The sequence below is a fragment of the Bdellovibrio sp. NC01 genome, assembly GCF_006874625.1.
Lineage (GTDB): Bacteria > Bdellovibrionota > Bdellovibrionia > Bdellovibrionales > Bdellovibrionaceae > Bdellovibrio.
Map to the genome: position 1 here is coordinate 909,349 of NZ_CP030034.1, position 18,667 is coordinate 928,015.

Here is an 18,667-nt window from a genome sequence, read left to right on the forward strand (position 1 = left end):
GCTATATTGCGCCTTCAAACCAACCTGGAGTTTTAAATGAAAACGTTATCTGTTGTAGCTTTAGCGAGTCTTTTTTCATCACTAACTTTCGCGGCTGATTGCCTGACTCAAGATGGAGTTGTGATCGAAAACGGAACGAGTGCAGTTCTTTATCATTCTGCAAATCCGTCAAAAGAATTCGGTCCTCACTACAAATGTTCTTACTCAACTTCTCAACGAATCAGAACTTGCAACAACGGCGTGTTGTCAGTAGTTCCCCGCGAGTGTTCGCAATACGATTCAGGTGGTTGTGTCGATGCTTGGGAAGATCTTCTTGCGGATTCGGAATTTGTGTTCGCTCGTTGTAACGACTAAGTGGAAATGAAAAAAGCCTACCCTGTGGTAGGCTTTTTTATCTTCAAATTCCGCAGCTGATGTGATGTACGGAACTATTTGTTCTGTTTGAAAATCTCATCGATGTTGGCGTGAAGTTTCGACGTTAGGCTTTCCATCAAGGACTTTGTGAAGTCTTCAAGTGTGTCGGCGGATTCGAAGTTTTCTTCTAGGAGTTCAGCTTCGGCTGTGAGTTGTTCTTCTGGTGCCGGTGGTAGATTTTTTGGATCTTGAGAGTGGGACATAATAATTCCTCGCAGTTTATTTATTGGTGATGCGGAGTTTGGATGGGGCTCGGCACATCGTGTGCCTCGGTCCTTCGGACTGCCTTCGGCACCCTCACGTTAGCTTCCTGCTAAGGTGAGCGAACCCACGACCCAGTTTTGATCGAAGACTCGAATCCTATCTGCCCGTACCCGGAAAAACAAAAAAGCCGTCTACAATCTTTGATTGTACACGGCTTTTTTGAAAAAATGGTCGGGGAGATAGGATTCGAACCTACGACCCTCTGGTCCCAAACCAGATGCGCTACCAGACTGCGCTACTCCCCGACAGAGATCAGGAAACTAATAATTAATGACGGTTTTGTCAAACTAGTAGATTCTAACGCGTAATATAAGTATCCTTTTTTACATCATGGAAAAGCTGCTCAATTCGCTCCCTAAACCAGTTTTGGCAATTTTAGCTATTTTAGTAGGCATTGGCGTCGTGATGATGATCAATCCGCCGCACACAGTTTGTGACACGCAAGAGGAAGCTCTGCGCGAATCGTTGAAGGGAACTCTTTTTCCGACGGAAGTTAAGAAGAATAAGATTCCACCGACGTTGGGGCGCGCGAAAGAGGCCTGCCAAGTTGGGAACTCTGCGGGTTCTTGTTTCGAATATTTTTCGGCATTAAAAGATATTGCTCAAGAAGTAGGCAAAGCATCGAGCGAATGTACGGCGCAACTCTACGGAGTGAAGGAAGTGTCGTCAGCGATTGGGGATGGGATTGAAGTGATGGCGCGCCTTGCGTGGGGAGTAAAACCGCCAGAGCCAGGGCCTGAGAAATTTGGATGGATGCAAGACGCAGAAGTTGCTTCGTTTTGTCGTCTGAAAAGTATCTACGCGCGCGCGAATGGCGAGGAAGCTTGGAACGGTCTTCGTGCGAAGATCTTTAACAAACTTCCTGGTGAAGAAATACCTGTCACAACGGATCCTAATGTTGTTGCTGTCGAACCAAAGAAAGCGACAGCCGTTTTGTCAGAGCTAGATATTTTTAATCGCAGTATTTTTTCTGTTCGCTGCGAAGTTTACTAGATCGAAGCCAGTTGCAGAATCTTCCACGTGGGACGCTTCGTTTTTGAAAATTGAAGCTTCCCCCAGAATGTAAAATCCTTATCTGTTTTGTGCTTAATCATATAATCAGCAGCGTGGATTTTTTCGATATCCCACTCGCTTGGGTTCAGACCGAAAGATTTTAGTTCTGCTTGTAAAACCATGTTCAACATTTCTTGTTTCATAAAAATTTCCCCTTAAAGATTGTGGTTTGAATTTTCATGAAGACCCTATTGCAGGGCGGGTGCCGGATGTTTTATCGGCCAAGTGAAATATAGGGGGAGCTAAGGCGCTCTATGTCTTGAGTTGTCCTTGGGGCTGGTCTAGCTTCTTGGATATGAGACTGAATGTTTTCAACAAATACCTGATTGTCCAAGTTCTGGTGATCATCGCCGTCACCTTCATTTTTAAATTGATTCCTGATCGCCAAGTTGCCGCGACCGTCGCAGGGGTGCTGTTTGTCGTTATGCCGCTTGTATTGTTGATTATAGAATATAGACGCGCGAAGTTTTCCCAGAAGATCTGGTACGTGGGGGTTCTTCAGTTTTGGTTGATGTTTGCGCTACCCATTTTAGGGATTCGTTTGCTGAATTGGGGAGTGCCGTTTGATCAGCTCTCTTTTATGGGGATTCCAGGGCCGGTTCTGCATCAGTGGTCAAGTAAGAGCTACCTTCTGATGGTTATTATAACTGTCTGGTGTTCATGGAAGCTTAGAAAAGCGCAGAACAATAAGTAGAAATAAAAAAAAGCCGGCTATAAACCGGCTTTTTTCGTTTTGCCCTCCGACTTCGCCGGAGGAGCTTACTTTCCAAAAGGAAATCTCTCTCGAATCAGGATCGATTAGATCTCGAAAGGAACTGGAGAGATTGCTTCAGCTCTAGAGAAAGTATCGTAAGCGTCTGTACCAGAAGGCAACAAAGCTAGATTACGAGATTTTTTAACTGCTGCAGCTACACGTTTTTGTTGAGCAACTGAAAGCTTAGAAATGCGAGAAGGAGTGATTTTGCCACCATCGCCGATAAAACGAGTCAAAGATGCTGGATCTTTGTAATCGAATACGTGGTCGCCTGCGAATTCTTGTCTGTATTTGCTACGAGTTGTTTTTTTCATGTTTCCTCTTTTTGATTCCCTTTTGGTTAGCGAGTTATTGTGTGTACAAGAAAAAAAGGTTGCCATCAAGTGTCTTTTTACTTTATATGGTTGTTTCTTGTTTGCGGCGTCCATATTGATTTTGAGGCATAAGAAATGCCTTGAAGGGGTCTCCCAGACTTGTATCCAGGGCCTTATGGGTCCGCCGTAATATAAATAAGAGCTTACCGACCGGGTAGGCAAGCTATGAGGAGCTTAGAATGAGCAGATGTGAAATTACTGGAAAAGGACCTGTTGTAAAAAACTTGGTTTCTCACTCCAACATTAAAACTAAATCAACAGCTCAACCAAATGTTCAAAAGAAACGCCTATTTAGCCGTGCTTTGAACTCTATGGTTAGATTGCAAATCGCTGCAAGCACACTTCGCGACATGGAACACGTAGGCGGTTTTGACGCTTACCTTCTGAACGCGGATGACGCAAAACTCTCTAAAAGAGCTATGGCGATCAAATCTAGAATCAAAAAGAAAATCAGCACTAAGAAATAAGAGGCTTCGCCATGAAATTGAAAATCAAAAAAGGCGCGACAGTACAAGTTATCACTGGCTCTGACAAAGGCAAAAAGGGCACAGTATTGGCTGTAGACGCAACTGCAATGAAGATCCTAGTTCAAGGTGTGAAAGTTGAAACACACTACGATAAAAAAGACGGTCTTTTGAAAAAAGAAGGCTTCATCGACTATTCAAATGTGAAACTAGTTGAAGCTGCTGCTAAAGAGAAAAAAACTTCTAAGAAAGCATCTAAATCTAAGTCCGCATAACTAGTGCCAGCTGACGCTGGTATTAGACTAGGCAATATCTTCCTAAGATAAATGTCTAAATTTGGTCTCGAGTTAGATCTCTTCGTTTCGGTCTCTTACATAGCTGCTTAAAATCAAAGTTGGGTTTATGAGCTTTTCATAGACCCAGACTTGCAAGTACAACTTGCTTGTTTGCACCCGGCCTGAATGATTCAGGGAACAAAAGGAGCAGCTTTGAAAAGAGACCAATTCTCTCTAGATAAAACTAAGAAAGCACTGATCGCGACAGCGAGCACAGTGCTTTTTTTTTCGTCCCTAGCACACGCTGAAATCGGCGACTCTTTGGTGCTTTGCAAACACAATAAGACCGTTCGTACTTTGCGAATCGAAACAACATCTGATCAAAGATGCAAAGCGATTTACACGAAACAAGGTGTTGATCAAAACATTGGTTCTGGTCAAAATCATAACTCGTGTGAAGAGTACGTTGCTGGAGTTCGTAAAACTCTTGAAGACGCGAAATGGAATTGCCGCGAAGTTAAAGAAGCGCGCACTTCTATGGTCGCTCCAGTAACTGAATAGTCGGTTATGACTTAAGGAGCTTCTATGAAATCTGAGTTGGTGGTTGCAGTCGCACAAATGACTTCGATCGACGATGTCGATGCCAACTTGATGCAGATGGAAGCTCTGCTAGAAGAGATTTTCAAATCTGATTCCAAGCCCCGCTTCGTGGGCTTTCCGGAAAACTGCCTGTACATGAGAATCAAAGAAGGCGAGAAGATCGAAGGGTTTTCTTTATCTCATCGCGCCTTTGCTCGTCTGGCTGAACAAGCACAGAAATATAATACCTATCTGCATTTAGGATCAGTGCCTTTGTTTGTCGAAGGGCATTTGTACAATTCATCGATGTTGATTTCTCCAGAGGGGAAAATTACGCCGACATATCAAAAAATGCACTTGTTTGACATTCAACTTGAAGGGCAAAAAGCCATTCGCGAATCCGATGTGTTTCGTCATGGTCAGAAACCGAGTATTCTTGAAGTTGATGGCTGGCGCATTGGCGAAACGATCTGTTATGACGTGCGTTTTGCCGAGCTGTTTTCGCAATACGCTCGCAAAGAAGTGGATATGATTTTGGTGCCCGCCGCGTTCTTGGTGAAAACTGGGGAGGCGCACTGGGAAGTTCTTTTGCGCGCCCGTGCGATTGAGAGTCAGTCTTATTTGCTTGCCAGTGCCCAAGGCGGGACACACCAAAGTGTGCGTAGCGGTGCTCGAGAAACCTATGGTCACTCGCTTATTATTGATCCTTGGGGAGCGATTGTTGCTCATGTTGAAAAGCGCTCGGTGGGTTTTGCGATCACGACCCTTAGTCGAGAGAGAATTGACAGCGTTCGTCGTCAGATTCCAATGCGCGATCATCGTCGCCTTCCTATTGCTTAAATTCTAAATTTTTTGCACTATTTCAATGACACGTTCTCAATTGGTTTTTATATTCGCACCCACTGCGAAACGGAGAAATTTATGATCCGAATGACTTTGCTTGTTCTTGCCTTGTCTTGCACTTTTGGCGCGGCAGTTCACGCTGCGGAAGAAGTTCCAGCAGGCAGCCAATACGATGAAGCAAAAGAAGCTGAAATCGCTAAAGCCGCTAAGAAACGCGAATACCCAGGTGGTCGCGATGAAAGCGATCTGAAGGTGCAAAGTCAGGTGGTCACTCCAGTTCGTAAGTTAGCGCCACAGGCTGAGTTGAAAAACGAAGAGCCGGCTGAAGAGTAGTAGGAGATATACATGGTTTACGATTCACTTCCAGAAGGTGTTACACGCGAGACGATGGACGTTGACGTTCTTATCGTTGGTGGTGGTTCCGCAGGTCTTTCTTGCGCCCTTCATTTGCAAAATCAAATTCAACAACACAATGAAGACGTTGCCGCTGGTAAAAAACAGGGCGAACAAATTCCTGAGCAAATGATCGTCGTGATCGAAAAAGCTTCTGAAGTCGGCGCGCACTCGATGTCGGGCGCAGTTTTGAATCCAAAAGCTTTGCGTGAGTTGATGCCGAACTTCAAAGAAGAAGGCGCTCCTCTTGATACGGAAGTGAAGAAAGATGCAGTTTACTATCTAGGTTCTGACTACTCTTTCAAACTTCCGATCACGCCTCCGCCATTCCATAACGAAGGCAACTACATCGTTTCAATCAGCAAATTGAACCGCTGGTTGGCGACGAAGTGTGAAGAAAAAGGTATTAACATCTTCCCAGGTTTCGCAGCTGTTGAAGCTTTGTATGAAGGTGACAAAATCGTTGGTGTACGCACGGGCGATAAAGGTCGTGATAAAAACGGCAATCCAAAAGGCAACTTCGAACCGGGTTTGATCCTAAAATCAAAAGTTACTATTTTTGCAGAAGGTACTCGCGGTTCATTGTTCAAAAAAGTTTCTGAAAAATTGAACTTGCGCGCTGGCAAAAACAAAGAAGTTTTTGAAGAAGGCGTAAAAGAGATCATCCAAATGCCGCCGAACACTGTTGAGGCTGGTCAAGTGATCCACACAATGGGCTTCCCATTGTCGAAATCTATCGGTGGTACATTCATCTACACATTGCCTGGCGATAAAATCATCGTAGGTCTTGTGGCGTACTTGGATTCTGAAGATCCATTGCTAGATCCACACCGTGAATTGCAAAAATTGAAAACACATCCATTCCTTCAAAGCATGTTGAAGGGTGGTAAAGTGATCGCTTACGGTGGTAAGACATTGCCAGCGGGTGGTTACTACTCAATGCCAAAACTATACGGTGATGGCTTCATGGTTTGCGGTGACTCTGCCAGCATGGTGGACGTTCAGAAGTTAAAAGGTATCCACTTGGCGATGAAGTCAGGTATGCAAGCTGCGGATACAATCCTTGAGGGCATCCTTAAAGGTGGCGACTTCTCTGAAGCCGTGACGAAAAACTACGATGCACGCATTCAAGCGGGCTACGTGAAAGACGAGCTTTACAGAGTTCGTAACTTCCACCAAGCCTTGAGCAAAGGTATCGTGGCTTCTATGCCTCTATTGGCTCTTCAAGAGGCAACAGGTGGCCGTGGTCTTCAAGATCCTATGCCGATCCCTCACACTGACGCAGAGACGACTGAGAAGGTTGTCGACGTTTGGGGACCTAACGGTTTCGCTGAACAATTGGGCGAACTTCCTAAACCAGACGGTCAGTTGTTCTTTGATAAGCTTTCAAGCGTTTACTTGACGGGTACGATGCACGATGAGGATTCTCCGAATCATCTTATCTTGAAAGATGGCGATATTTGCCGCTCAGTATGTGAGCCTAATTACAAATCGCCTTGTAATCATTTCTGCCCGGCCTCTGTATACGAAATGGTTCCGTCTACAAAAGAACCAGGCAAGAAAGACCTACAAATCAATTATACAAACTGTATTCACTGTAAGACTTGTGATATTAAGTGCCCATTCGAAAACATCGAGTGGACTGTCCCTGAAGGGGGCGGTGGACCACAATACCGAGAGGTATAAGGAAGCCCTGCGCTTGGGATGGGGCTTCTTTCAAAATGTGCTACTCCGGCGAAGCCGGAGTGTAAGCCTGAAAGGAATGACCCCATGCCTGAATTTTTCGCCTCTACTGCGAAAGGCCTCGTAGAACCCCTAGAACAAGAACTTAAAGACTTAGGATTAAAGACGATCGACAAAACTGTCGGTGGTGTTTACTTCGAAAGTAACTGGGAAGGTTGCTACAAAGCGAATCTGCAATCTCGTTTGGCAAGCCGTATCTTGAAACCCGTTTTGGATTTCACGGCCTATCAACCGGAAGAGTTGTACACACAAATTCTTCGCCACGATTTCACTAAATACATTAAACCAAATCAAACGATCTCTATCGACGTGACGATTCGTGATTCTAAAATGCGCGATCAACGTTTTGTTGCGATGAAAATCAAAGACGCTGTCGTGGATCAATTCCGCGAAAAATTCGGCGTGCGCCCTGACGTTGATAACGAAAATCCATCTTTGCGTATTCACGTGCGTGCAGTTAAAAACCAATTCAACGTTGCAGTGGATACTTCAGGTGATTCATTGTTCATGCGTGGTTACCGTAAAGAAACGGGTGAAGCTCCTTTGAAAGAAAACTTGGCAGCAGGTCTGTTGAAGTTGTCAGAGTGGGATGGCAAATCACCAATCATCGACTTCATGTGTGGTTCTGGAACATTCTTGATTGAAGCGGCGATGATGGCGATGAATATCGCTCCAGGTGTACACCGTAAACGTTTTGCTTTCCAAAACTGGTTGAACTACGACAAACAAGCTTGGGAAAACCTTGTACAAGAAGCAATGGACGCTGAAAAAGAAGAGTTGGATTTTGCATTCTACGGTTTCGATATCGACAACCGCGTTTTGAAAAGTGCAAAAGACAACGCGAAAAGTGCTGGCGTTGATCAAGTGATTCAATTCAAAAAAGAATCTGTTGCGACTGTTGAACCTCCGGTTGAAAAAGGTTTGATCGTTGTGAATCCTCCATACGGCGCGCGTATTGGTGACGAAGACAATCTTCGTGACGTTTACCGTGACCTTGGCTTCACGTTGAAACACCGCTTTAAAGGTTGGGACGCGTGGATCTTGTCTGGAAACAAAGAATTGATTGCGGATTTAAAATTAAAATCAACTCGCAAGCACTTCGTATTCAACGGTAACATTGAATGCCGTTTCTTGAAGTATTCAATGTTCTAGTAGGGGATGATGATGAAAGTGTTGATTTCTATTTTGGTGTTGTTGCCTTCGCTAGGCTTTGCGGCCGTGAAGCGCGTGACTGATTATAAATCGGTATCTTGTACTCTTTCAAAAAACGAAACCAAGCTTGAAGAGAAAAAAGATTTAAATCTTTTGCTGCTTTCTATTGAAGATCATTTGGGCAAGTTTGCTCAAGTGGCTTTTACTGATGGCCAAACGAAATTGCAGTATCAACTGTTGATTGAAGACGATGTGACTTCAAAAACGATGGATGCATTCGTTGTTCTGCAAAATCTTAAAGTAGGTGATAAAGAGATTTCTTCTGAATTCGCTGCTAAAGATCTTCAGTGGGCGAGCATCAATGATGGTACTTACAAAGTATCTTGCACGCTCTCTGCACCTCAAGCTGTTGTTGAACAAGCTCCGAAAGTAGATTCCGCGACTCATGACTGAGTCGTGGCGCTTTCTTGTTGATGAAAATCTCTTAGGTCTGTTGCGATGGTTACGAATTCTTGGATTTGATGCCATCGCTTTTCAGGCGGTTCCCGATAGTGTTCTGATTCATGAGGCCCAAGTTCAGGGCCGCATTCTTTTAACTCAAGATCGCCAATTAGTTGCTGATTTTCCGCAAGCCATTCTTGTGGCTGCTGATGAGCCCAAAGCGCAGGCATTGGAAGTAGCCAAGCGTTTAAAGCTGCAAATCACTGCGCCATTGACCCGGTGTTTGAAATGTAATGCGGAATTAAAGGAAGTTTCGAAGGCGCATGTAAACGTGCAAGTCGCGCCTAAGACCTTAGAAATTTACGATCAATTTTTCGAATGCCCCGTGTGCCGACAAATATTCTGGAAGGGCTCTCACTTCAAAAAATTGATGAAAGAAGTTGAAGCGATTAATCAAGCTCTGTCAGGTTAAAGAACTGCATCGTCAGACAGTAAACCGAGTCTTTGTCTGCTTCGGATTCCATGTCATTCAAAAGCTCACGACGGAATTGGCGAATTTTTTCGACAACTTTGCGTGAGTTTTCTTTTTTAACTGGAATCATTGTCGCAGCCATTTCAAACTGATGAACGCCTGGTGCTTCGACTTTGCCACGACCGATTTTACTCAATTGATCGTAGAAGTTATGCGCAAATCTGAAGTCAGGACGGAAAGCCGCCGCACGACGCTCTTGCATCACTTCCCACTTACCATCACGCTGCTCAAGGATTTTAACTTTCTCAAGGCGTTCGACGGCTTTTTCAACTTCATCAATAGGCAGACCGAAGTGTTTTGAAATTGCTTCGATCGAGTGAGTTGATGTTGAAAGACCCAAGTATTCAACGATAGCCAAGTGATACCAGTCAGAGATCACGGCAAATGTATCTTCACCCATTTGTGTTGTCACAGCATCGCGTGCACGCACGCGGTTTGTCGCCATTTCTTTAACGACAGGGCTGCGAGCGTGTTCACTCAAAGCGAGGTCCAAGAAGTATTCTTTTTCAGAAGGAGAAAGGCTTAACTTCTCGGCCAAGTTCACTGCGCGCGCTTGGGACAAACCCATTTTGCGATTAATGATTTCACTTAAACGAGAACAAGGGATCCCCAAATCGCGAGCAAACGCGCGCAAAGAATACGCTGGATTCTTCTTTTGACGGCGCTCAAGCTCATTGATGATAAAATTTCGATAATTAGGTCTGTGTTCCATATATTATTGTGAACAATTATTTAATCTCTCATCCTCTGTCACTGACAAAGGGCCAGAAGTGTTCCATGTGCTTCTGGGGTATGTTCCAGGAAAGTGTGTGTGGCAAAGGATTTCCGGGCGTTGGTCCAACTTTTCACGTCCGCAGCGGCTTTTTGGGAAAGGCTTACAGTAATGGTGCCGATTCCCGATAAGTATTTTGATGAAACGCCTGCATTTCTTAATACTTACAGCTTTGTTAACTTGGGGGAGTTACTCTCCTGGGGTCCTTACGTTGGATACAACAGCGTACGATACTTTTGTTAAAAATATGCAGGCGACGACGGCGAACTTGGCGGCTCAACAAACGGCGGCCGCCACGGCAGCTACACAAACGGCGCAGAAACAAGCTCTGATCAAAGGTGTCGTGGGCTTGTGTCCTTTGATGTTCAACCAATCCAATTCTCAACCCATGCAGGGCACGGAACGTAAGCTTAAGAAGACCGCGAAGGATGTTTCCGACATCGCAGTGAAGGCGCGTGAGGATGCCGGTTATATTTACGAAGATGATATCGACAAAGATATTTCAATGAGTGTCGGTAAAGACATGGCTGGTAAATTTGCTGAAGGTTGTGATCACTTCATGAACTCGGAAGGTAAGATGGGTTCGTGGGGATCGTTTGCATTGCAGGCGATTAAAGACAAACCCAAAGCCTTCGGTGACAACGTTCCAGATGATATTACAAAGTGGTGCCCGAATTATCCGAAGATGAATAAGTCACAACGTAACTTATTCTGGGTATGGACGATGATGTCGATGGCTTCGTCAGAATCAAGTTGTAAACCTACGAACGATAATAAAAATGCACGCAATGGTACGGCTGTAGGGTTGTTCCAATTGGAATCGCGTGTGTGCCCTAAAGCGAATGATTTGCACGAGCCAAAAGATAATATTCAGTGCGCTGTCGATTTATTGTCAGATGAATTGGAGTCGCGTGACACTTTGATGACGCCGACATCGAAAGGTTCGACGGGGACTTACTGGGGGCCGTTACGCAGTGATGATTGGAATAAAAAACGTGGTGGCGATATCGCGGGTGCAAAAAAGACCCGCGAGTTGATGAAGCAGTATCGCTATTGTAACTAGTCCGACGAAATCGGAGTGTCAGCCAGCCTAGAACGGTTTATTGATCGCAAGAACCGCTGCTGTCGTACCAAGTACGATCAACAAGATGGCGATCGGCCAACCGATGTAGCCTTTTCTTTTTACCAATGAAATACCAAGAGCCATCAAGATCCAGATGATCAATTTAGCCAACGCCCAACCTGGAAGTTGCGCCATGATGCCCATTTTCGCAAGCATACCGAAACCGCCCAACAATAAAAGCAACAAGCCAATACCGTGAGTCGCGAAGCTCATGATGCGCGCTGGAGTTTTCAATTGTACGCCCGAGTAAGTCGCCACCAAAAGACCGCCGAAGCCAAAGAACAAACAGATAAGGCCGGCCATGTGGATGATTTTGTAAAATTCGAATGTCATTGATGACTCCTATTCTTCTTTCAAACCTAGATGTTTCATGATGCGTGCAACTTCTTTTCTCAAGCGTGGCAAGTTGCCGTTGCTGATCGTCGCAAGAGTTTTCATGTTGTCGCGAAGTGGTTCTAGCGGATAACCCGCGTAAGCGCCAGGTTTCAATACGTCGTTTGAAACGCCGCTGCGTCCGCCGATCATGATTTTATCACCAATTGTCACGTGGTCGCTCACAACTGTGTCGCCACCAACCATACAGTTACTACCAACGCGGCTTGAACCTGCGATTTTAAAACCGGCAGCGAAGACGTTGTTTTCACCGATGATAACGTTATGGGCAACGTGACAGAAATTATCGAATTTCGAACCATTGCCAATGCGTGTTTCAGTCAAAGCAGCGCGGTCGACTGTGCAGTTTGCACCGATCTCGACCCAATTGCCGATAACGACTTTGCCGATTTGTGGGATTTTTTTATGAGTGCCTTCTTTAGTTGGCGCAAATGCAAAACCGTCAGCACCGATGGTTGTGTGCGGATGGATTTCACAGTGTGAACCGATGTCACAGTTGGCGCCCACGAAAACTTGCGGGTGCAACAAAGTGTGATCGCCGATCGTTGCATGACCTTCGATAACCGTATGGGCGCCGATTGTTGCGTAGTCACCGATGCGGACATGCTCACCAATCACAGCAAATGGACCCACGTAAACATTTTGCCCCAAATGAGCTGTTTCATGGATGCATGCTGTTGGGTGAATTTTCTCGGCCTGATTGTAGCGATTCATTTTGCCGTCGAAAAGCGGCAGAACCGTCGCCATCGCCATCTGCAAGTTGCCTGTTTGGAAGAATGTCGCGTTGCTATCTTCAGGAAGGCTCACTGATTTGTGAGCAACCACGATCGAAGCTCCCGCTTTCAAAACTGTTTCCAGCTGATCTTGCTTAGTGATGAACACCAAGCAGCCTTTTTCGAGCTGTTCAGGAGGAAGAACTTTTGTAGCAACCGCTTGAAGAGAACCGGAAACATAGGACAAATCTGCCGATTGGAGATCTTTAATTACTTCTGCTGTTATCATAGTGATGCCTCGCGCTAACACTTTCCCATTATTTTTTTGCTGTCAAGACACTGTGTAATAGGTTAGATCTGGTTAATAAACACTTTTCGATCATTTCTCACCTTATTTAGGAAGAGAGGAATTGAATGGCAAAAAAGGCTGCGAAAAAGGAAGCACCTGCGGCAAAAGCAAAAAAGCCAGCGGCAAAACCAGCTGCGAAAGCGGCTCCAAAAGCTGCGGCTAAACCTGCTTCTAAAGCGGTAGCGAAACCTTCATCACCGAAACCAGCTCCAAAAGCGGCTGAGAAATCTGCAAAACCTGCGAAAGCAGCTCCTGCTCCGAAAGCGGCTCCAGTAAAAGCTGCTAAAGAGGAAAAACCAGCGAAAGCGGCAAAAGCTGAAAAAGCACCGAAAGCTGTGAAGGAAACTGCACCGGTTGAGACTGAAGCTCCTAAAAAAGAGAAGAAAGTTAAAATCGATAAAACAGGCATGAATGAAGACCAAGCCAAATGGGTAGATCTTCACGAAAAATATAAAGCGACGAAAGCTCAGGCTTATAATATCGCATCTCAATACGAAGCTAAAACTCCGATTGAGCATAAGATTTTCGGCTGGGGCTACATCCTTTCAAATGAATACGACAGACTTGAAGTTTTATTTGAGGATGGCAAGCGTATGCTGATCAGCAATAGGAAACTAACGTAAACCTAAAGCTCAGGAAGGTCAGAATTCTATTGCAAGGCAATCGGTTCTGGCCTAGAAATTTACCTACATGGCAAAAGACGATTTAGTACAAATTGATGGAAAAGTGATCGACGCCCTTGCAGGGGGTCTATACAAGATCGAACTCGAAAACAAGGCGATCATTAACGCAAAACTTTGCGGAAAAATGAGACGTTTTAATATTCGCGTGGTTGTGGGAGACCGTGTAAGCGTAGGGGTTTCACCTTACGATCCTACTCATGGTCTGATCATGTTCCGTCATAAATAAAGATTTAACTTCCTATTATTTCCAATAAATCTAGAGGTTCTATGGATCAGGCTCTTCAGAGTTATTTGGCTCGTATTGTCCCAACAGTCCCAGCAAAGTCAGCACAAGCAGTGATTGATCTTGCTGCGGAAGGGGCTACGGTTCCTTTCATCGCTCGTTACCGTAAAGAACAAACAGGCAATTTGGACGAAGTTCAAATTCGCTCTGTCATCGAAGGTCACGAAACTTTCAACGAAATCGTTAAGCGTAAAGCTTTCTTGATCAAAGAGATCGGGGAGCAAAACAACTTAACTGCTGAGTTGCAAAAACGTATCGAGATGTCTTGGGACTTGGGTGAGCTAGAGGAAATCTACAAACCATTCAAGAAAAAGAAAAAAACCAAAGCAACTATCGCACGCGAAGCGGGCTTGGAGCCTTTGGCAAATTGGATTTGGGACATGGGTCATGGCACGTTGAAAGACGACCAGACTATGGAAATGAAAGCGAAAGCTTTCTTAAACCCAACTGCCAAAATCGTCACTTACGAAGAAGCGCTTAAAGGTGCTCAAGACATCATCGTCGAAAAAATCGCCAATGATGCAGATCTTCGTAATATGGTTGCAAAAAACTACAACGAAAAAGGTCGCGTTGTTTCTAAAGCAGCGAAAGGCTTCAAACCAAACTCTAAGTACGACATGTACAAAGAATTTGAAGAGCCAGTAAAAGCTTTGCTTGATGCTAAAAACAATCACCGCTACTTGGCGATGAGACGTGGCTGGCAAGAAGAAGAATTGACTCTTGATGTGAAGGGCGATGACGAAGAGATTTTAAAATCTTACGAAAAATTCGCAACTTCAACTCCAGACAATGCTATCGGCGAATACTTGAAACAATCTGCTCGTCTTGCTTTGAACGTTTACGTTCTTCCTTCTGTTGTGAACGAAGTTCACCGTCAGTTGAAAGAAAAAGCGGATCAAGATGCGATCACGGTGTTTGCTGAAAACGTTCGTAAACTTTTGTTGGCTTCTCCATACGGATCAAAATGCGTATTGGGTGTCGACCCTGGTTTGCGTACGGGTTGTAAAGTGGCATTGATTGATAAATCAGGCGCTTTCATTTCTCACACAGTTCTTTACACTTTGGGTGACGATGCTGATCGCAAAGCGAAGGCTTTGTTCGGTGACGTTTTGAAACAAATCCAAATTGAAGCGATCGCAGTGGGTAACGGTACTGCAGGTCGTGAAACTGAAGCGTTCTTGCGCAAAGTTTTGAAAGATCTTGGTAAAAATATTCCTGTCGTGATGGTTTCTGAGTCGGGTGCCTCTGTGTACTCTGCTTCTGATATCGCTCGTGAAGAATTCCCAGATCTTGATTTGACGGTAAAAGGTGCGATCTCTATCGCGCGCCGTTTGCAAGATCCTTTGGCTGAACTTGTTAAAGTCGATCCAAAATCTATCGGTGTTGGTCAGTACCAACATGACGTGAATCAATCGCAATTGAAAAAATCATTGGAAGCAGTGGTTGAATCTTGCGTGAACAACGTGGGCGTTGACGTGAATACGGCTTCTGCAGCGTTGTTGTCACACGTGGCGGGCATTGGTCCGGCGTTGGCGAAAGGTATCGTTGAAGCTCGTAAGAAAGCGTTGTTTGCGGATCGCTCGGAACTTTTGAAAGTTCCTAAGTTTTCTGCAAAAGTTTTCGAACAAGCTGCAGGCTTCTTACGTATTCCTGCAAGCAAACACGTTTTGGACTCTACAGGTATCCATCCAGAGCGCTACCAAGCGGTTACTGACATGGCGAAAGACCTTGGCGTTTCTTTGTCTGAAGTTATCGGTGAAGGAGCTAAGAAGCTTCTTGCACAAAGAACTAAATGGGCCCAAATCGTGGGTGAGTTTACGTTTGATGACATCGTGAAAGAGCTTGAAAAACCAGGCCGTGACCCACGTGATCCATTTAAAGTTTTCCAATACCGTGATGACATCATGGAAGTGAAAGACCTTAAAGAAGGTATGATCTGTCCTGGTATCGTAACAAACGTAACGAACTTCGGTGCGTTCGTTGATATCGGTGTTCACCAAGATGGTCTTGTGCATATTTCTGCTTTGTCTCACAAGTTCGTGGATGATCCTCGTAAAGTGGTAAATCCAGGCGATCATGTGACTGTTAAAGTTATGAAAGTGGATCAAGTTAAGAACCAAATTTCTTTGACGATGAAAATGGACGACGCGCCAGAGGCTTCAGCTCCTCGTGAAAAACGCGGCGATCAACCTCGTCAACAGCAAGGCGGTTACAAACCAGGTGGCGTAAGAATGCCTCCAGGTGGTGGCGCAGGACAAAGACCAGCAGCAGGTGGTCCTCCAGCGAAGCCAGCTAATCCGTTCAACAATCCGTTCGCGGCTTTGATGAACACTCCGACTAATAAGAAATAATACCGCGTACGCGGGCAGAGCCGCAGCCCCGGAAGGGGCCTAGGCTGAAGCAACTTACAAGGGGATCAAAATGGCAGCTAAAGGCAAATCTAAAAAAGGTATCCGTCACAGAAAAAAACGTCTTCTTACTAAGAAGCGTATGTACAAAGCGAAAATCCGTAAGTAATTCGACGGAGTCGGCAGAACTGTAGCGACGGCAGTCGCGAAAGCTGAAGCAACTAAAAAAGCCCTGGGTGACCAGGGCTTTTGTTTTTTCAAAGCTTGTTAAACTCGTGACAAGGCTGTTTCTAAATCTTGAATGATGTCATTGGCGTTTTCTAAACCAATACTCAAACGAATCGCACGCGGATCAATTCCTGATTCTCCACGTTTATCACTTGGAATCGCCGAGTGAGTCATAAAGCCCGGCACTTCAATCAATGTTTTCGTTAATCCCAAACTTACTGCCAATGTGATCGAGTAAGAATTTTGTGCGATATCATCGACAAATTTCTGACACTTTTTCATAGGGCCTTTAAGTTGGAATGAAATCATCGTGCCTGGAGCAAATTTGCCTTCTGGCGATTGCAGATATTTTTTGGCCTGCTTGAACTGGTGATGACTTTTTAAACCTGGGTAAATCACGCGCTCCACTTTGGGATGTTTTTCCAAGTAAGTGGCAATTTTCATTGCTGAATCTTGCTGTTGTTCAAAGCGAATGGCTTGTGTTGAAATCCCGTAAACTAAAATGTGCCATGCTGAATAAGGATGAATGATGGCGCCGAAGTCTTTACGTGCGACACGAAGATTTCCTTCATGCTCTTTGGGCGCGATGACGGCGCCGCCCATTTCTGTACCGAAGCCAGAAATATTTTTCGTCAAACTTTGGATCACGAAATCAATGCCCCATTCAATCGGACGCAAAGCCCACGGAGTCGCAAAGGTATTATCAACGACTGTATAGATCTGATTGTCTTTGGCGCGTTTAAGATTGGCTTTCTTAACTAAGGCCGCGATTTTTTCTAAGTCGGCGATTTCAAGAATAGGATTTGAAACTGATTCGAAATACACCACACGAGTCGTAGGATCTTTCAGTTCTTGTTCAAGTTTCGTGAAGTCGTTGATGTCGATCAAGGAATTCTGAATATTGAATCGTGGCATCCAGTTTGTGATAAGGCTATATGTACAGCCGTACAAAGTTTTATGGGCGACAACTTTTTGATTTGCTTTAAGCAAAGACAATAAAGTTGAAGCGATCGCCCCCATACCGCTACCAAAAGTGACGGCACATTCGCCACGTTCAAGTAATGCCAACTGATCTTCTAACATTTTTGTCGTCGGTTCTTCCAAGCGGTCATAGATCCAAATGGGCTTTTCAGATTTTTGGTCGGCCGCAAAAGTACTGAAGCCTTCAGCACCACGCTGTAAGGATTCAAGACGGAAAGTTGTTGATGCGGTCATTGGCGGAATCAAGTGGTGAGAAAACTCCCAGGATTTAGATTGTGCCTCGCCGTGAATGGCTTTGGTGCGAAGAGATTTTGGCGAAGAGCTTAGCTTTTTCGTCATACAGAGTGCTCCAGTCTTTAATTTGCACCAACTAGAGCATGTATTCTAATGAGTTTAAAGATGAATCGTATGGAGGGCGCGCTGCAAAGCAAGCTTGCTCGAATATAATTGTACTCGCGGAGAAATCCCGACTGTGATGTCTCTTCGAGGGATGGATGCGCGGACTTTTATTGTTCTCGATTTTTACCATGATGCTAATGGCACACGTTCGGGCTCACGCAGATGAGTTGGAGCTGCTCTTTTACCGCGCTCCACAGCCGCTAGATTGGTCGACTCCAGGAGCCTTGGTCCGAAGTGCTTACCACAATTCCTTCGCTAAGGTGGGCCACTGGGAGAACGACAATTATCGGTGGGATATTTATCCGCATGGAATCTCGCATGTGAATATCAAATTGCAGTGTGGAAGTAAGTCACCTGTGTATCGTGGTATGACTTCGGATCGTTCGAATTTTTCTTATGCCTGGGATTTGATGGTGAAAGGCCGAGCACTCGAGACATTTTTGATCGACGTGCAGGGGCGCTTTTATAAGAATGATGAAGTTTTGAAATGGCTTTCGATTTTAGAAAGCCAAGATTACGTTCGTCGTTTTCAATTGAAACTAAATTCAGCGCAGTGTTCGCGTTTGGAAAATTATCTGGCTCAATACGAAAAATTAAAACTTTGGACGGTCTATGGCGGCCTGCGCTCGCAAGCGTTGTGGGGGCAGGGGGCTGGCTGTGCCGATTTCGCTGTGAGTTTTTTGAAAATTTTAAATCTTTTTCCGGAAGAGATCGCGACTCATTGGCGGCGGGAATTGAAAGTTCCGCTGCGGTTGTTGTCGTCGGAAACACGCGATGCTGACATTAGTTTTTGGAAATACATTCGTGGCGCTGATGGAACATGGGCGAAAGATAGTAAAAATGCCGTGGTCTTTAGCTTTTATGATCCAGAATTAATGTATCGCTGGGTGGGAGCAAAGAATAAAGCGGTTTGGGATGTCAGCTCTTATAAAACGCCACAGGGAGATATTTTAAAAATGCCGGCAGAGAAGATATTGAAAAATATCTATCGCAAACGTAGCAATTTAAATGCGTTATTATCAGAGGCGGATCTAAAAAATCCCTATCGTTACGAGTGCGATACTTTAGGATTTTGCAAGGTCGACTGACTTTCCGATTCGTAACTTGAGAGCTT

General features: G+C 44.9%; 24 protein-coding genes and 1 tRNA gene. 17 read left to right on the top strand and 8 right to left on the bottom strand.

What is annotated here, in order from left to right; genetic code table 11:
* Window positions 1-36: 36 nt before the first annotated feature.
* Window positions 37-354 carry a hypothetical protein gene (locus tag DOE51_RS04395; RefSeq protein ID WP_142695357.1) on the top strand — a complete coding sequence of 106 codons (318 nt, stop codon included), beginning with the start codon at window positions 37-39 and terminating at the stop codon, window positions 352-354.
* A gap of 74 nt (window positions 355-428) precedes the next feature.
* On the opposite strand, the gene DOE51_RS04400 is transcribed toward DOE51_RS04395, so the two are convergent.
* Both DOE51_RS04400 and DOE51_RS04405 read right to left on the bottom strand, forming a co-directional pair.
* Window positions 429-617: a hypothetical protein gene (locus tag DOE51_RS04400; protein ID WP_142695358.1), complete on the bottom strand. Its 189-nt coding sequence runs from the start codon at window positions 615-617 to the stop codon at window positions 429-431.
* A 229-nt stretch (window positions 618-846) separates the two neighbouring features.
* Window positions 847-923, bottom strand: a tRNA-Pro gene (locus DOE51_RS04405).
* A gap of 85 nt (window positions 924-1,008) precedes the next feature.
* Here DOE51_RS04405 and DOE51_RS04410 point away from each other — a divergent pair.
* Window positions 1,009-1,671, top strand: coding sequence for a hypothetical protein (locus DOE51_RS04410; RefSeq protein WP_142695359.1), 663 nt, complete (start codon window positions 1,009-1,011; stop codon window positions 1,669-1,671).
* Here DOE51_RS04410 and DOE51_RS04415 read toward each other — a convergent pair.
* On the bottom strand, window positions 1,668-1,874 hold the full coding sequence (locus tag DOE51_RS04415; protein ID WP_142695360.1) for a hypothetical protein: 207 nt from the start codon (window positions 1,872-1,874) through the stop codon (window positions 1,668-1,670). The genes DOE51_RS04410 and DOE51_RS04415 overlap by 4 nt on opposite strands.
* A 152-nt stretch (window positions 1,875-2,026) precedes the next feature.
* Between DOE51_RS04415 and DOE51_RS04420 the strand changes: the two genes are divergently transcribed.
* Window positions 2,027-2,425, top strand: a complete 399-nt coding sequence (locus DOE51_RS04420) for a hypothetical protein (protein WP_246845360.1) — start codon at window positions 2,027-2,029, stop codon at window positions 2,423-2,425.
* A 104-nt stretch (window positions 2,426-2,529) separates the two neighbouring features.
* On the opposite strand, the gene rpsR is transcribed toward DOE51_RS04420, so the two are convergent.
* Entirely contained in the window at window positions 2,530-2,799 is a 270-nt protein-coding gene (gene rpsR, locus DOE51_RS04425; RefSeq protein WP_142695362.1) for a 30S ribosomal protein S18, read from the bottom strand.
* A 239-nt stretch (window positions 2,800-3,038) separates the two neighbouring features.
* Between rpsR and rpmB the strand changes: the two genes are divergently transcribed.
* The 9 genes from rpmB (at window position 3,039) to DOE51_RS04470 (ending at window position 9,221) form a co-directional block, all read left to right on the top strand.
* Window positions 3,039-3,326, top strand: a complete 288-nt coding sequence (rpmB, locus tag DOE51_RS04430) for a 50S ribosomal protein L28 (RefSeq protein ID WP_142695363.1) — start codon at window positions 3,039-3,041, stop codon at window positions 3,324-3,326.
* A gap of 11 nt (window positions 3,327-3,337) precedes the next feature.
* Window positions 3,338-3,598, top strand: coding sequence for a KOW motif domain-containing protein (locus DOE51_RS04435; protein WP_142695364.1), 261 nt, complete (start codon window positions 3,338-3,340; stop codon window positions 3,596-3,598).
* 213 nt (window positions 3,599-3,811) lie between these two features.
* Window positions 3,812-4,159: a hypothetical protein gene (locus tag DOE51_RS04440; protein WP_142695365.1), complete on the top strand. Its 348-nt coding sequence runs from the start codon at window positions 3,812-3,814 to the stop codon at window positions 4,157-4,159.
* A gap of 24 nt (window positions 4,160-4,183) precedes the next feature.
* On the top strand, window positions 4,184-5,017 hold the full coding sequence (locus DOE51_RS04445; RefSeq protein ID WP_142695366.1) for a carbon-nitrogen hydrolase family protein: 834 nt from the start codon (window positions 4,184-4,186) through the stop codon (window positions 5,015-5,017).
* 81 nt (window positions 5,018-5,098) lie between these two features.
* On the top strand, window positions 5,099-5,353 hold the full coding sequence (locus DOE51_RS04450) for a hypothetical protein (RefSeq protein WP_142695367.1): 255 nt from the start codon (window positions 5,099-5,101) through the stop codon (window positions 5,351-5,353).
* Window positions 5,354-5,365: 12 nt separating this feature from the next.
* Window positions 5,366-7,099 carry an electron transfer flavoprotein-ubiquinone oxidoreductase gene (locus DOE51_RS04455; RefSeq protein WP_142695368.1) on the top strand — a complete coding sequence of 578 codons (1,734 nt, stop codon included), beginning with the start codon at window positions 5,366-5,368 and terminating at the stop codon, window positions 7,097-7,099.
* A gap of 84 nt (window positions 7,100-7,183) precedes the next feature.
* Window positions 7,184-8,308 (top strand): class I SAM-dependent RNA methyltransferase, encoded by a 1,125-nt coding sequence (locus tag DOE51_RS04460; RefSeq protein WP_142695369.1) that lies wholly within the window; start codon window positions 7,184-7,186, stop codon window positions 8,306-8,308.
* Window positions 8,309-8,320: 12 nt separating this feature from the next.
* On the top strand, window positions 8,321-8,761 hold the full coding sequence (locus DOE51_RS04465) for a hypothetical protein (protein ID WP_142695370.1): 441 nt from the start codon (window positions 8,321-8,323) through the stop codon (window positions 8,759-8,761).
* Window positions 8,754-9,221, top strand: a complete 468-nt coding sequence (locus tag DOE51_RS04470) for a Mut7-C RNAse domain-containing protein (protein WP_142695371.1) — start codon at window positions 8,754-8,756, stop codon at window positions 9,219-9,221. The genes DOE51_RS04465 and DOE51_RS04470 overlap by 8 nt, the downstream gene beginning before the upstream one ends.
* On the opposite strand, the gene DOE51_RS04475 is transcribed toward DOE51_RS04470, so the two are convergent.
* Complete coding sequence (locus DOE51_RS04475; protein WP_142695372.1) at window positions 9,199-9,993, bottom strand: TIGR02147 family protein; 795 nt, start codon at window positions 9,991-9,993, stop codon at window positions 9,199-9,201. The two genes, DOE51_RS04470 and DOE51_RS04475, sit on opposite strands and share 23 nt — an antisense overlap.
* Window positions 9,994-10,192: 199 nt before the next feature.
* On the opposite strand from DOE51_RS04475, the gene DOE51_RS04480 reads away from it, so the two are divergent.
* Window positions 10,193-11,116, top strand: coding sequence for a hypothetical protein (locus DOE51_RS04480; RefSeq protein ID WP_142695373.1), 924 nt, complete (start codon window positions 10,193-10,195; stop codon window positions 11,114-11,116).
* 27 nt (window positions 11,117-11,143) lie between these two features.
* Here the strand turns inward: DOE51_RS04480 and DOE51_RS04485 are convergent, their stop codons facing one another.
* Window positions 11,144-11,509, bottom strand: coding sequence for a hypothetical protein (locus DOE51_RS04485; protein WP_142695374.1), 366 nt, complete (start codon window positions 11,507-11,509; stop codon window positions 11,144-11,146).
* Between the two features lie 9 nt (window positions 11,510-11,518).
* Window positions 11,519-12,571: a UDP-3-O-(3-hydroxymyristoyl)glucosamine N-acyltransferase gene (gene lpxD, locus DOE51_RS04490; RefSeq protein ID WP_142695375.1), complete on the bottom strand. Its 1,053-nt coding sequence runs from the start codon at window positions 12,569-12,571 to the stop codon at window positions 11,519-11,521.
* Window positions 12,572-12,696: 125 nt separating this feature from the next.
* Between lpxD and DOE51_RS04495 the strand changes: the two genes are divergently transcribed.
* The 3 genes from DOE51_RS04495 to DOE51_RS04505 all read left to right on the top strand — a co-directional run bounded on the left by DOE51_RS04495 (window position 12,697) and on the right by DOE51_RS04505 (window position 15,948).
* Complete coding sequence (locus tag DOE51_RS04495) at window positions 12,697-13,254, top strand: hypothetical protein (protein WP_142695376.1); 558 nt, start codon at window positions 12,697-12,699, stop codon at window positions 13,252-13,254.
* Between the two features lie 67 nt (window positions 13,255-13,321).
* Window positions 13,322-13,540, top strand: a complete 219-nt coding sequence (gene infA, locus DOE51_RS04500) for a translation initiation factor IF-1 (RefSeq protein ID WP_088616707.1) — start codon at window positions 13,322-13,324, stop codon at window positions 13,538-13,540.
* Between the two features lie 41 nt (window positions 13,541-13,581).
* On the top strand, window positions 13,582-15,948 hold the full coding sequence (locus DOE51_RS04505; protein ID WP_142695377.1) for a helix-hairpin-helix domain-containing protein: 2,367 nt from the start codon (window positions 13,582-13,584) through the stop codon (window positions 15,946-15,948).
* A 264-nt stretch (window positions 15,949-16,212) separates the two neighbouring features.
* On the opposite strand, the gene DOE51_RS04510 is transcribed toward DOE51_RS04505, so the two are convergent.
* Entirely contained in the window at window positions 16,213-17,493 is a 1,281-nt protein-coding gene (locus tag DOE51_RS04510) for a PLP-dependent aspartate aminotransferase family protein (RefSeq protein ID WP_142695378.1), read from the bottom strand.
* A 197-nt stretch (window positions 17,494-17,690) separates the two neighbouring features.
* Between DOE51_RS04510 and DOE51_RS04515 the strand changes: the two genes are divergently transcribed.
* The gene (locus tag DOE51_RS04515) at window positions 17,691-18,641 is read left to right on the top strand and encodes a hypothetical protein (protein ID WP_210415565.1); all 951 of its coding nucleotides are present in this window, start codon (window positions 17,691-17,693) and stop codon (window positions 18,639-18,641) included.
* Window positions 18,642-18,667: the final 26 nt, after the last annotated feature.